Source organism: Methylobacterium sp., from assembly GCF_028290105.1.
Classification (GTDB): domain Bacteria; phylum Pseudomonadota; class Alphaproteobacteria; order Rhizobiales; family Beijerinckiaceae; genus Methylobacterium.
Genome location: NZ_JAQGKL010000187.1, coordinates 19159 through 31820 on the forward strand (window position 1 = coordinate 19159; position 12662 = coordinate 31820).

At 71.4% G+C, this 12662-nt stretch carries 10 protein-coding genes; 3 read left to right on the top strand and 7 right to left on the bottom strand.

Going from position 1 to position 12662, the window contains the following annotated elements; all coding sequences use genetic code 11:
- Window positions 1–71: 71 nt before the first annotated feature.
- From JWQ05_RS13325 to JWQ05_RS13350, 6 genes are all read right to left on the bottom strand, one after another.
- Window positions 72–1463 (bottom strand): peptidoglycan DD-metalloendopeptidase family protein, encoded by a 1392-nt coding sequence (locus JWQ05_RS13325; RefSeq protein WP_299658945.1) that lies wholly within the window; start codon window positions 1461–1463, stop codon window positions 72–74.
- Window positions 1464–1593: 130 nt separating this feature from the next.
- Window positions 1594–2250: a protein-L-isoaspartate O-methyltransferase gene (locus JWQ05_RS13330; protein ID WP_299658947.1), complete on the bottom strand. Its 657-nt coding sequence runs from the start codon at window positions 2248–2250 to the stop codon at window positions 1594–1596.
- 43 nt (window positions 2251–2293) lie between these two features.
- Complete coding sequence (gene surE, locus JWQ05_RS13335) at window positions 2294–3058, bottom strand: 5'/3'-nucleotidase SurE (RefSeq protein ID WP_299658949.1); 765 nt, start codon at window positions 3056–3058, stop codon at window positions 2294–2296.
- Complete coding sequence (serS, locus tag JWQ05_RS13340) at window positions 3058–4341, bottom strand: serine--tRNA ligase (protein ID WP_299658951.1); 1284 nt, start codon at window positions 4339–4341, stop codon at window positions 3058–3060. The genes surE and serS overlap by 1 nt, the downstream gene beginning before the upstream one ends.
- 80 nt (window positions 4342–4421) lie before the next feature.
- A complete protein-coding gene (locus JWQ05_RS13345) occupies window positions 4422–5366 on the bottom strand; it encodes an outer membrane lipoprotein carrier protein LolA (RefSeq protein WP_299658953.1) in 945 nt (314 codons plus the stop codon).
- Window positions 5367–5552: 186 nt separating this feature from the next.
- On the bottom strand, window positions 5553–8762 hold the full coding sequence (locus JWQ05_RS13350; RefSeq protein ID WP_299658997.1) for a DNA translocase FtsK: 3210 nt from the start codon (window positions 8760–8762) through the stop codon (window positions 5553–5555).
- 348 nt (window positions 8763–9110) lie between these two features.
- On the opposite strand from JWQ05_RS13350, the gene JWQ05_RS13355 reads away from it, so the two are divergent.
- The 3 genes from JWQ05_RS13355 (at window position 9111) to JWQ05_RS13365 (ending at window position 12137) form a co-directional block, all read left to right on the top strand.
- On the top strand, window positions 9111–11198 hold the full coding sequence (locus JWQ05_RS13355) for an NAD(+) synthase (RefSeq protein ID WP_299658955.1): 2088 nt from the start codon (window positions 9111–9113) through the stop codon (window positions 11196–11198).
- 67 nt (window positions 11199–11265) lie between these two features.
- Window positions 11266–11493, top strand: a complete 228-nt coding sequence (locus tag JWQ05_RS13360) for a hypothetical protein (protein WP_299658957.1) — start codon at window positions 11266–11268, stop codon at window positions 11491–11493.
- A 212-nt stretch (window positions 11494–11705) separates the two neighbouring features.
- A complete protein-coding gene (locus tag JWQ05_RS13365) occupies window positions 11706–12137 on the top strand; it encodes a PilZ domain-containing protein (protein ID WP_299658999.1) in 432 nt (143 codons plus the stop codon).
- A gap of 6 nt (window positions 12138–12143) precedes the next feature.
- Here JWQ05_RS13365 and JWQ05_RS13370 read toward each other — a convergent pair whose 3' ends face one another.
- Window positions 12144–12626: an HIT family protein gene (locus JWQ05_RS13370; RefSeq protein ID WP_299658959.1), complete on the bottom strand. Its 483-nt coding sequence runs from the start codon at window positions 12624–12626 to the stop codon at window positions 12144–12146.
- Between the last annotated feature and the right edge of the window lie 36 nt (window positions 12627–12662).

A 12662-nucleotide genomic window follows, 5' to 3' on the forward strand; every position in this document is an offset into this window, starting at 1 on the left:
CGCGGCGGTGCACGCAAACGGAAACGGCGGCCCCGAGGGGCCGCCGTGCCGTGTCGTCGGTGACGATGAAATCAGTTGCTGGCGAGGTGCGGCATCGGGTCGACCGGGGTCGCGCCCTTGCGGATCTCGAAGTGGAGCTGGGGCGAGGTCACGTTGCCGGAGGCGCCGGACTTCGCGATGGTCTGGCCGCGCTTGACCTTCTCGCCGGGGCGGACGTCGAGTTCGCCATTGTGAGCGTAGGCCGAGACGTAGCCGTTGGTGTGGCGCACCAGGACGAGCTTGCCATAGCCCTTCACGTCAGAGCCCGCATAGGCCACGGTGCCGTCCTCGGCGGCCTTCACCGCCGTGCCCTCGGGCACCGAGATGTTGATGCCCTCGTTGCCGGACGAGCCGTAGCCCGAGATCACCCGGCCCTTGGCGGGCCAGCGGAAGGACTGCTCGGCGGCCACCGAACTCGTGGTCGCGGGTTCGGCCTTCGGCGCCTCGACGGACGCGACCTTCACGGGCGCCTTAGCCGATTCCTTGGCGGCTTCCTTGGCCGTGGCCTCGGCGGCCTTCGCCTCGGCAACCTTGCGGGCGGCGTCCTTTGCGGCGTCCGCCTTGGCGAGCTTGGCCTCGGCGTCGGCGGCCTTCCGGGACGCTTCAGCCTTCTTGGCGGCCTCGGCCTTGGCCGCGTCCACCTTGGACGTGTCGGCCTTCGCCTCGGCCTTGGCTTCCTTGATCTCGATTTTGCGGACCGGCTTGTCCTCGACCTTGGCCACGGCCTGGCCGGGGCGGACATGCGCCTTCCTGGCATCCGCGGCGGCCTTCTCCGCCTTGGCCTCGGCGACCTTGCGGGCCTCGACCAGCTTCTTCGCCTCGGCGAGCTTGCCGGCATTCGCGGCCTTCTCGGACGCCTTCCTGGCCTCGGCGAGCTTGTGGGCCTCCGCGAGCTTGGCGGCCTCGGCCTCCCGCTTCGCCTCGGCCGCCTCGCGGGCCTCGGCCTCGCGGCGGGCATCGGCGGCGCGCTTCTCGGCGGCGCGGTCGATCGCCTTCGGGGCGGGGGCGAGCGGCACCGCGCGGGTGGTCATGCCGCGGCCGGCATCCGGGTTCATGCCCGAGACCCCGCCGCCGGACGCCATGCCGCCCGAGACCGGCTCGGTGGAGGCGAGGCGGCTCGTCTGGGGCCGGGCCGGGACGGGCGCGGCGGCCATGGGGCGCGGCGACATCGCGACGCCCGGGGCGCCGAGCGCCTGGGACTGGATGCGGCTGGTGCGCACCACCGGCGCCGGAGCGATCTCGCCGTCGGGCAGACTGCCCGTGGCGGATGGCTCGCTCGAAATATTCGACGCGAAGGGGTTCCCGAAGGGATCGCCCAATCGGGACGCATCCGAAGAACAAGCGGCCGCACCGCCCCCAATCACGCCGATGAGCGCGAAGCGCGACAGCGTCCTCAACCCTCGACCAGTCCCGCGAACCCGCATCGACGCACCTGTTTGCCTGACGCAACTTGATGACGTCATTCAAAGCGGATTCAGGTTAAGGGACCGTTCCGATTCACCACGTTTGCGCCACGAACAGCGTCGCGGAAACCTTGCTCGGCCCGCCTGTGACCTACAGGACGCGGGCACGGCCGGGGGTGAGGGGGGCGAGACGCAGGGGCACGCCGGGGCGCGCCTCGAGACTGCCGTCGGCACGCCGGACCAGGGTCAGGAGCGCGGCCGCCTCCGGGCCGCCGACGGGGGCCACCAGGCGGCCGCCGGGTGCCAGCAGCCGGGCGAGGTGATCGGGAATCACCGCCACCGTGCCGTTGAGGAGGATGCGGTCGAAGGGCTCGGCCTGCGCCAGCGTCCCCGCGTCGAGCCCGTCGCCGAGGACGATCCCGGCGAGCGGCCGGTCCTCCGGCACGAGGTTGTTGCGCGCGTCCTCGGCAAGCGTGGCGTAGCGCTCGACGCTGTGGACGTGGCGGGCGCCGAGGCGGATCAGCAGGGCGGTGACGTAGCCGGAGCCCGTGCCGATTTCGAGGATGCGGGCGCCCGGGCGCACGGCGAGCGCCGTCAGCATGCCCGCGACCGTGGTGGGCGCCGTCATGGTCTGGCCGCAGGGGAGGGGCAGCGCGAGATCGCGCCGGGCGAGGTCGCGGTGGGGCGCCGGCGCGAAGCGCTCGCGCGGCACCCGCTCCATCGCCCGCAGGGTGTCGGTGTCGCGCACGCCCCGGCCCCGAAGGGCCATGACGAAGGCGGCATCCTCGATCGAGTTCTCGGTCGTCATGGCTGGATCCGACCGCCCTTCGCGCGTCGAGACGGGCGTGGGCTTACGCCGAAAACCCTTGCGCGAAGCGGGTCAGGCTCGGCTCGTCGGTGAGGTCGAGGCGCAAGGGGGTCACCGAGATGCGCTTCTCGGCGATGGCCTTGAGGTCGGTGCCGTGGCCGGGCTGGAACGTCGCCTTGGCGAAGGCGAGCCAGAAATACGGGTTGCCGCGCCCGTCCTGGCGCGCGTCGATGGCGAGCAGCGCCTGGTTGCGGAACCCCTGCGCCGCCACCGCAACGCCCTGGACCTCCCCCGGCTCGCAATCGGGAAAGTTCACGTTGACGACGATGCCGGGCTCGATCCCGATCTCCAGGATTTTTCGGACGACACCCGGCCCGTGCTCGGCGGCGCAGTTCCACTTGATGGCGCCGCGCCCACCCGCCCCGTAGGCCTGGCTCAGGGCGATCGAGCGCACGTTGAGGATCGTGCCCTCCATCGCCGCCGCGATGGTGCCCGAATAGGTCACGTCCTCGGCGACGTTCTGGCCCCGGTTGACGCCCGAGAGCACGAGGTCCGGCCCATGGTCCTTGAGGATGTGGCGCACCCCCATGATCACGCAGTCGGAGGGCGTGCCCTTCACGGCGAAGCGCTTCTCGGAGACCTCCCGCAGGCGCAAGGGGTCGTTCAGGGAGAGCGAGTGCGAGACGCCGGACTGGTCGGTCTCGGGCGCCACCACCCAGACGTCGTCCGAGAGGGCGCTGGCGATGCCCACGAGGGTCTCGAGCCCCGGCGCGTGGATGCCGTCGTCGTTGGTGACGAGAATGCGCATCAGCTCTTCAATCCCTCGATCCGGTCGATCCCGCCCATATAGGCCTTGAGCACCGACGGCACCGTGACGCTGCCATCCGGGTTCTGGTAGTTCTCCATCACGGCGATGAGCGCGCGGCCGACCGCGACACCCGAGCCGTTGAGGGTGTGGACGAAATTCACCGCCTTGCCATCCTTGGCCCGGACGCGCGCGTTCATCCGCCGCGCCTGGAAGTCGCCGCAGACCGAGCAGGACGAGATCTCGCGGAAGGTCTCCTGGCCCGGCATCCAGACCTCAATGTCGTAGGTCTTCTGGGAGGCGAAGCCCATGTCGCCGGTGCAGAGCGTCATGATCCGGTAGGGCAGGTCGAGCTTCTTCAGCACCGCCTCGGCCGAGCCGAGCATGCGCTCGTGCTCCTGCGCCGACTGCTCCGGCGTGGTGATCGAGACGAGCTCGACCTTGTTGAACTGGTGCTGGCGCAGCATGCCGCGGGTGTCCCGCCCCGCCGAGCCGGCCTCGGCGCGAAAGCACGGGGTGAGGGCGGTGAAGCGCAAGGGGAGTTCCTCCTCGCGCAGGATCGACTCGCGCACGAGGTTGGTGAGGGGGACTTCCGCCGTGGGGATGAGCCAGTGCTCGCCCGCCTGAAACTGGTCGTCGCGAAACTTCGGCAGCTGCGCGGTGCCGAACATCGCCTCGTCGCGCACGAGGATCGGCGGCGCCACCTCCGTGTAGCCGTGCTCGCCCGTATGCAGGTCGAGCATGAACTGGCCGAGCGCCCGCTCCAGCCGGGCGAGCTGGCCTTTCAGCACCACGAAGCGCGCGCCGGACATGCGCGCGGCGGCCTCGAAATCCATCAGGCCCGAAGCCTCGCCGATCTCGAAATGCTGCTTGCCCGTGGCGAGTTGCGGCCGGTGGGCCTTGAACTGGCGATACTCGACGTTGCCGTGCTCGTCGGCGCCCTCGGGCACGTCCGGGTTCGGGCGGTTCGGGATCGCGGCGAGGCGTTCGTCGAGGACCTGGGCGGCTTCTGCTTGAGCCGCGTCCAGCGCCGGCGCCTCGTCCTTCAGGCGCGCGACCTCGGCCATCAGACCTTGCGCCCGGGCCTCGTCCTTCGCCTTCTTGGCGCCGCCGATCTCCTTGGCGAGGGCATTGCGGCGCTCCTGGTTGGCTTGGGCCGCCGAGATCGCGGATTTGCGCGCGTCGTCCAGGGCGACGAGCTCGGCCGAGAGCGGCGCCAGCCCGCGCCGGCGCAGGGCGTCGTCGAAGGCGTCCGGATTCTCGCGGATGGCGCGGATGTCGTGCATGGCTCGGCTCGTCGTGAAGCGAGCCCGACGCTTTGCCGCATCGGCACCGGCCCGACAAGGTCGGGCCGGGAAACGCTGCGCTACTGCGCGCGGATCTGGCGTTCGGCCGCCTTGTCCTCGGCGCGGCCGTAATTGATGAAGAACGCCCCGCCCTCGACGGCGCGGCCCTTCTGCAGGTTCGAGAGCTGCACGGTGGTCTGGTAGCCCTGCGGGTCGGTGATCCGCCACTGGCTCAGGGTCTTCACCTCGGCGTCGAAGAACAGCTGGATCTTCGAGGTGCCGCCGAGCGTCGCGCGATCCTCCATCGAGATCCGCACCCCGCCCGGATCGTTCGACACGTCGTTGACGGTGAGATCCTTGGCCAGATCGATCTTTTCGCGCAGCAGGAATTTCAGGGGCGTCTGCGAGATGAAGTAGAGGTCCTGGGTGCCGAGCTTGCGGTCCTTGACCGCCACCGAGGTGCCGTCCGCCACGATCTCGAGCGGCGAGGGCTGGTCGTAGTCGAAGCGCAGGCGCCCGGGCTTGGCCAACGTGATCTTGCCGCCGATGCGCCGCCCGTCCGGGCCGATCTGGACGAAGCTGCCGGTGAGCGTCGTGATGCCGTTGAAGTAGGCGTTGGCCTGCGCGAGCACGGTGGCGTCGTCCGCCTCCGCCCCGAGGGCGGCGGCGGGCGCGCCGACCGCCGCGACCTTGGCGGGGTTCTTTTGCGCATCCGGCGCCTTGGCGGCCGCCTTCGCGTCCGGCGACTTCGGCGCGGAAGCCTTGTCCGTCGCGGTCTTGTCGGCGGCAGACTTGTCGGTCGCAGACTTGGCCGGCTTGGGCGCCTGGGCCACGGGCTTCTTCGGCGCGGCGGGCGGGGCCGCCGGGGCGGGCTCCGGCTCGGGGGCGGGGGCCGGCTGCTCCTTGCGGCCGAACAGGCCGTCGAGGAACGAGGAGACCTGGGCGGAGGCCGGCTGCGGCAGGGCGAGGCCCGCCGCCAGGACGAGCAGCGGACCGGCGGCGAGGCGGTGACGGCGGCCGATCATCGGGACGCTCTCCTGAAGCGGTTCGAACGGTGCGGGTGGTGCCCGCTTAGAAGCCCGCCCTGTGGCGAATATGCGACGGGTGGGCGTGAACCTCGCGGAGCGCCGGTCCATGAGGCCGGATCGATGGTCCGCGACGGGCCCCTCGCCTGGAAGGAGGGGGCCCGCCGCGGGTCGCGGCCGGGAGGCTCAATCGTCGTCGTACATCATGCCGGAGGCGGCGTGACCGCCCTCCATCAGGATCTCGCGCTTGCCGGCGTGGTTGGCCGGGCCGACGATGCCCTCCATCTCCATCCGCTCCATGATCGAGGCGGCGCGGTTGTAGCCGATCTGCAGACGGCGCTGGATGTAGCTCGTCGAGGCCTTGCGGTCGCGCATCACCACCTGCACCGCCTGGTCGTAGAGCTCGGCGCCGGGGTCGATCCCGCCGCTGCCCGCATAGGCCCCGGCGTCGAAGATCGGGGCGTCGAGGTCCTCGATCTCGGCGGCCTGGGCCTTCTCGGCCCGGTCGGCCTTGTCCGCCTTCGAGCCCTTGGCCGGCTTCTCGTCGCCGCTGCCATCGTCCGCCGTGACGGCCTCGAGATACGAGGGCCGGCCCTGGCGCTTGAGGTGGGCGACCACGCTCTCGACTTCCGAATCCGAGCAGAACGGCCCGTGCACGCGGGTCGTGCGCCCGCCGCCCGCCATGAACAGCATGTCGCCCTGGCCGAGAAGCTGCTCGGCGCCCATCTCGCCGAGAATCGTGCGGCTGTCGATCTTGCTCGTGACCTGGAAGCTGATCCGGGTCGGGAAATTCGCCTTGATCGTGCCCGTGATCACGTCGACCGAGGGACGCTGCGTCGCCATGATCAGGTGGATGCCGGCGGCCCGCGCCATCTGGGCCAGACGCTGGATCGCGCCCTCGATGTCTTTCCCCGCCACCATCATCAGGTCGGCCATCTCGTCGACCACGATCACGATGTAGGGCAGGGCCGAGAGGTCCATCTCCTCCGTCTCGTAGACGGCCTGTCCGGTCTCGCGGTTGAAGCCGGTATGGACCTCGCGGGTGATGACCTCGCCCTTGGCCCGGGCTTCCGCCATGCGCGCGTTGTACCCGTCGATGTTGCGCACGGCGATCTTCGACATCTTCTTGTAGCGCTCCTCCATCTCGCGCACGGCCCATTTGAGGGCGATCACCGCCTTCTTCGGGTCGATCACGACGGGGGAGAGCAGGTGCGGGATGCCGTCGTAGACCGACAGCTCCAGCATCTTCGGATCGACCATGATCAGGCGGCACTCCTCCGGCTTCATCCGGTAGAGGAGCGACAGGATCATCGTGTTGATGGCCACCGACTTGCCAGAGCCCGTGGTGCCCGCCACCAGCAGGTGGGGCATCTTGGCGAGATCGGCGATGATCGGCTCGCCGCCGATGTTCTTGCCGAGACACAGGGCGAGCTTGTGCTTGCTCATGCCGAAATCGGCCGAGGCCAGGAGTTCGCGCAGGTACACCGTCTCGCGGGTGTCGTTGGGCAGTTCGATGCCGATGACGTTGCGGCCGGGGACCACGGCGACGCGGGCCGAGATCGCCGACATCGAGCGGGCGATGTCGTCGGACAGCGAAATCACGCGGCTCGACTTGGTGCCGGGGGCGGGCTCCAGCTCGTAGAGCGTCACCACCGGGCCGGGGCGTACCGCGAGGATGTCGCCGCGCACGCCGAAATCCTGCACCGTCTGCTGGAGGTTGAGGGCGTTCTGCTCCAGCACGTCGGCATCGACCTCCTCCGTCTCGTTCAGGGGCGGCTCGGCCAGGAGTTCGAGGGAGGGGTGCTCGTAATCCGCGTTCTCCACGAGCGACATCGGCATGTGCCGGCCGGCCGGGATGAGGAGCGGGCGCTCGGGCAGGATCGCGCGCGGCATATTGACGGAAGGCATGATGGCGGTGGGCACGGTGGCCGGAGCCTCCGGCGCCACCTCGATCACCGCGAGTTCGGCGATTTCGGGCTCCGGCGCCGCGACCGGCGCCTCGGGCTCGGCGCTCGGCGCGCCCTTGGGGTTGCGCAGCAGCACCGTGCGCGCCGGGATCGCGGCCGGCACGAAGGCCGGTGCGTCCGCGCGGGGGGCCTGGGCGCGGGGTTCCGGGGCGAAGGGAACCGGCACGAAGGGCGCGACCGGTACGAAGTGCGTCGCCTCCGGCAGGGCAGGGGAGGGGGCCGGAAGCGCGGCCTCGGCGGTGGGCAGGGGCTGCACCGCGATCTGGGACGTCGGCCGGCCGGCGCGGATCGCCGCGCGCGCCGCCATGGCATGGAGCGGCGCCGAACGGACCGGCGCGGGCAGCGCGTTGTCCTGGCCCTCGACGGGGCGGGGCGGGCCGAAGGGCTCGAACCGGACCAGGTGCTCCAGGCGGTAGGCCGGAGCGGTCAGGCGGGCCGGCTCGGGGGCCACGCCCGCGACGGCGTCCGTCACCACGATCCCGGGCTCGTCCTGGAACGCCGGCAGCGGCGCGGATTCGGCCTGGATCGCCGACCAGGCATCGAGGGCGGCGCCGTCGCGGCCGTCGAACCAGGCATGGACCTCGGACCAGTCCGGCACGTCCGACCAGTCGCGATCGTCGGGAACGGCGATCTCGGCCACCATTTCCGCAGGCTCGGACACGGGCAGGGGCGCCTCGGTCGCGGGCAGGGGAACCTCGGTCGCGGGGCGGCTCTGGCGGCGGTCGGGGCTGCGGAAGAAGCGCACGCCGGGGGGGGCGACGAAGGGCTGGCGCCACAGGGGCTCGGGCACCTGCGCTGCCTGAACCTCGGCCTGGGCCTGCGCCTCCTGCGCGGCGCGCTCACGGGCCTCGATGTCGGCGCGGACCGCATCCTGATCGGCCTGGAGGCGAAGCGCTTCGGCCTCGGCGTCCGCATGGGCCTGCGCGCGGGCGGCACGCTCGGCGTCCAGGGCGCGCTGGCGCCGCTCGTGCAGGACCGGATCGGGGGTGCGGGTGTAGCGCACGGCCGGGCCCGGCTCCGGCATCGCCGGCGTGGCGGGATAGGCCGGGGCCTGACCGGCCTCGGGCATGATCGCGGCAGGCCGGCGGGGCGTCCGCAGCAGCACGCGCGGGACGGGCGTCTCGCCCTCCAGGAATGCGTCGTCGTGCCGGGCCGCCACGGCGCGGGCCGGGATCATGTCGAGGGTGGCGCGGTCGTCGAAGACCTGGGCGGGCCAGGCCTGGATCGCCGGGGCCGGCCGGAAGGCAAGCCCGACTTCGCCACGTCCGACTTCGCCACGCCCGACTTCGCCACGCCCGACTTCGCCCCTGCCGACAAGGGTCTGCGGACTCGTCATCCAGCTCGGGGCCGGGCGGGTGGCGGCGACCGTGTAGTCCGGCCTCTGGGGGGAGCCCCCGAGGCGCCGGGAGAGGGTGGCCCGCAGGTTCATCAACCGATGCGCGAGGGCGCCGATCGACAGGCCGAGGCGGTCGCCGCCGCGAACGGGGCGCGAAGGATCACGATGGGAGTAGGGGAGCCGTCCCGATGCGCGCATGATTGGCCGGATGTACTCAAAACGGGTCCGCCGCCGGGAGCGGCGCGGTTCGGCCAAGAGTTAGCGGCATCGTCGTTAACAGACGCTTGACCGGATCCCGCGCCCGGCGCGCCATTTGCGGGCCCCCTGCCCTGAACCTTTGCCCTGAACCCTTGCGCTGAACCCTTGCCGTGAACCCTTGCGCTGGAGGCGGATGGCGCCAGGGGTTAAGGTGCGCCTGCGATCAGCCCGGAGCCCCGCCCCTTGTCCAACCCCTCGGCGCCCGCGCCAGCCTCGGCCCCGCCCCCGCGCGATCCGAACTTCCACTCCCTCTACCGGCACGGCTTCGCCCGGGTGGCCGCCTGCACCACCCGCAGCCACCCGGCGGACCCCGCCCGCAACGCGCAGGCGATCCTCGACCTCGCCCGGTCCTGCGACGCGGCCGGCGCCGCCCTGGCGGTGTTTCCCGAACTCTGCGTCTCGGCCTACGCCGTCGAGGACCTGTTCCTGCAGGTCACGGTGCTCGACGCGGTGGAGGCAGCGGTCGCCCGGCTCGTCGCGGACTCGGCCTCGCTCCAGCCCGTCCTCGTCGTCGGCGCGCCCCTGCGCTGGGGCCACCGGCTCTACAATTGCGCGCTCGCCATCCACCGCGGCCGCCTGCTCGGGGTGATCCCCAAGAGCTTCCTGCCGAACTACCGGGAATTCTACGAGAAGCGCCACTTCGCCTCCGGGGCCGGGATCACGGGCGAGACGATCCGTGTGGCGGGCCTGGACGCGCCCTTCGGCACCGATCTGTTGTTCCAGGCGCAAGACCTGCCGGGCCTCGTGCTCGGCATCGAGGTCTGCGAGGATCTCTGGGTGCCCGCCTCCCCCGGCACCGAGGCGGCGCTCGCCGGCGCCACGGTGCTCGCCAACCTCTCGGGGAGCCCGATCACGGTGGGCCGGGCGGAATCCCGCGCCATGCTCACCCGCGCGGCCTCGATGCGCTGCCTGTGCGCCTACGTCTACGCGGCGGCGGGTGTGGGCGAATCCACCACCGACCTGTCCTGGGACGGGCAGACCAGCATCGACGAGAACGGCGTGCGCCTCGCGGAAGGACCGCGCTTCCCCGACGAGCCCGTGATGACGCTCGCCGACATCGACCTCGGGCTCCTGGCGCAGGAGCGCCTCCAGATGGGCAGCTTCGACGATTCCGGGCGCGGACAGGCCCGCACCTATCGCCGCGTCCCCTTCCGGCTCGATCCCCCGGCCGGCGATCTCGGCCTGATACGCCGGGTCGAGCGCTTCCCCTTCGTGCCCGCCGATCCGGGCCGCCTCGCGCAGGATTGCTACGAGGCCTACAACATCCAGGTGGCGGGCCTCGCCCAGCGCCTGGAGGCGACGGGCACCCGGAAGGTGGTCATCGGCGTCTCCGGCGGCCTCGATTCCACCCACGCCCTGATCGTGGTGGCCAAAGCGATGGATCGGCTCGGGCTGCCGCGCGCCAACATCCTGGCCTACACGCTGCCGGGCTTTGCCACCTCGGAGGGCACCAAGGCCAACGCCCACGCGCTGATGGACGCCCTCGGCACCACCGCCCGCGAGATCGACATCCGCGAGACCGCGGGCGTGATGCTCACCGCGATGGAGCACCCGTTCGGACGGGGCGAGCCGGTCTACGACGTCACCTTCGAGAACGTGCAGGCGGGCCTGCGCACCGACTACCTGTTCCGGCTGGCCAACCAGAACGGCGCTATCGTCATCGGCACCGGCGACCTCTCGGAACTGGCGCTCGGCTGGTGCACCTACGGCGTCGGCGACCAGATGAGCCATTACGGCGTCAATGCGGGGGTGCCAAAGACCCTGATCCAGCACCTCATCCGCTGGGTCATCGGCACGGGCCAGTTCGCGCCGGAGGTCGGCGCGACGCTCGGAGCGATCCTCGACACCGAGATCTCGCCCGAACTCGTGCCGGTGGCGGCGGGCGCCACGCCCCAGAGCACGCAGGCCGTGATCGGACCCTACGCGCTCCAGGACTTCACCCTGTTCTATACGCTGCGCTACGGCTTCCCGCCCTCGAAGATCGCCTTCCTGGCCCTCCGGGCCTGGGGCGACGCGGCGCGCGGGGCCTGGCCACCGGACTTCCCCGAGCGCGAGCGCGGCGCCTACGACCTGCCCGAGATCCGGCGCTGGCTCGAAGTCTTCCTCAAGCGCTTCTTCGGCTTCAGCCAGTTCAAGCGCTCGGCCCTGCCCAACGGCCCGAAGGTCTCGGCGGGAGGCTCCCTGTCCCCGCGCGGGGACTGGCGCGCGCCCTCCGATGGCAGCGCCCGGCCCTGGCTCGACGAACTCGCCCGCAACGTTCCGGAGACCTGATCGACACAGTGCTGTCCGATTGGCCCCATAGAGCGTAGCCTCAGGCGGGCGAATCGGAGATTGACCGATGCAGAATTACAACGTTTTCTGCTTCCGAAGCGTCGAGGGCCTGTGCTGCGCCGTGCCCGAGAGCCGGGTGGTGCCCACCTTCCTCGGCAGCGGGCGCTGGGCCTTCGGGGGCAAACTCGGCCTACCCGGCGACGCCCCCGCCGACTTCGACGACCGCGCGGCCGAGACGGCGGTGCGCTTCAACGGGTTCTACCTGTTCCAGACGATGGACAGCCGCTTTCATTGATCCCGGCGGCCGGCGGGGCCGTCGGATCGCGGGCGGGCGCGCTCGGGCGTTGGCAAGATGCCCTGAGATGACGCTCCCGGCTGCGCGCTCGTCGTCGAGTCGCGCATCGCGGCGAACATTCCTTAAGGGGCGGCGTGCCAGGATGCGGCATCCTGGGGAGACCGGTTTTGGAGACCGACCCCACGTGGGAGAAGGCCATGTCGGAGAAGGCCATGTCGGAGCATCGCAGCGAAATTCGCCAGAGGACTTTCCTGAAGGGACGGATCCTCTTCAACAAGGGCGCCTCGAGCATGGATTGCCTGGTGCGGGACATGTCCGCCACCGGCGCACGCCTCGCCCTGAGCGAGACCTCGACCCTGCCCGAGAGCTTCGACCTCTACATCCCGCAGAAGGACAGGACCTACCGCGCGAACCTGTGCTGGCGCCGGGCCGACGGCATCGGCATCACCTTCACGGACGAGACCGCGCCCGGCCCGCAGGCCACCGCGCCGACGCTCATGGCATCGGCGGTGGTGCCCGCCGCCGCCACGGCACCGGACGACACCGCCTCGGTCCTGGCGCTGGTGCGCCGGATCAGCGAACTCGAGGCCGAGAACGCCGCCCTGCGCCGGCTGCTCACCAGCCTGCCCGCCAGCGCCGCCTGAACGCCCCTATCCCGGCGCGGCCTCGCTTCCCAGTGCCGCCCGGATGCGCGCGGCGTGCTCGGCGAGCAGGCCCTTGTCCGCCATGCCCCCTGTGTGCCGCTGCAGCGGCACGCCCTCGAAGCGAGGCAGGATGTGGACGTGCAGGTGGAACACCGTCTGCCCGCCCGCCGGCTCGTTGTACTGGAACACCGTCAGCCCGTCGGCCCCGAAGGCCGCCTTCACCGCGCGGGCGACGCGCTGCACCGTGCGCGCCACGGCGGCGAGCGTCTCCGGATCGGCGTCGAGGAGCCCGCGCGCGGGGGCCTTGGGGATGACCAGGGTGTGGCCGTCCCCCTGGGGCATCACGTCCATGAAGGCGAGGGTGTCGGCGTCCTCGAAGACCCGCTCGGCCGGGATCTCCCCGCGCAGGATCTTCGCAAAGACGTTGTCGGAATCGTAGGCGGGCGCGGGGCGCGGGGATGTCGTGGCGGATGTCATGCTGGATGTCATGGCGGCGGTCTCCGGTTCCGGGGGTCACGCGATCGG

Excerpts from the sequence above, each read along its gene's own strand:
- JWQ05_RS13325 (WP_299658945.1), bottom strand. The coding sequence starts at position 1,463 with ATGCGGGTTCGCGGGACTGGTCGAGGGTTGAGGACGCTGTCGCGCTTC.
- JWQ05_RS13330 (WP_299658947.1), bottom strand. The coding sequence starts at position 2,250 with ATGACGACCGAGAACTCGATCGAGGATGCCGCCTTCGTCATGGCCCTT.
- surE (WP_299658949.1), bottom strand. The coding sequence starts at position 3,058 with ATGCGCATTCTCGTCACCAACGACGACGGCATCCACGCGCCGGGGCTC.
- serS (WP_299658951.1), bottom strand. The coding sequence starts at position 4,341 with ATGCACGACATCCGCGCCATCCGCGAGAATCCGGACGCCTTCGACGAC.
- JWQ05_RS13345 (WP_299658953.1), bottom strand. The coding sequence starts at position 5,366 with ATGATCGGCCGCCGTCACCGCCTCGCCGCCGGTCCGCTGCTCGTCCTG.
- JWQ05_RS13350 (WP_299658997.1), bottom strand. The coding sequence starts at position 8,762 with ATGAACCTGCGGGCCACCCTCTCCCGGCGCCTCGGGGGCTCCCCCCAG.
- JWQ05_RS13360 (WP_299658957.1), top strand. The coding sequence starts at position 11,266 with ATGCAGAATTACAACGTTTTCTGCTTCCGAAGCGTCGAGGGCCTGTGC.
- JWQ05_RS13365 (WP_299658999.1), top strand. The coding sequence starts at position 11,706 with ATGTCGGAGCATCGCAGCGAAATTCGCCAGAGGACTTTCCTGAAGGGA.
- JWQ05_RS13370 (WP_299658959.1), bottom strand. The coding sequence starts at position 12,626 with ATGACATCCAGCATGACATCCGCCACGACATCCCCGCGCCCCGCGCCC.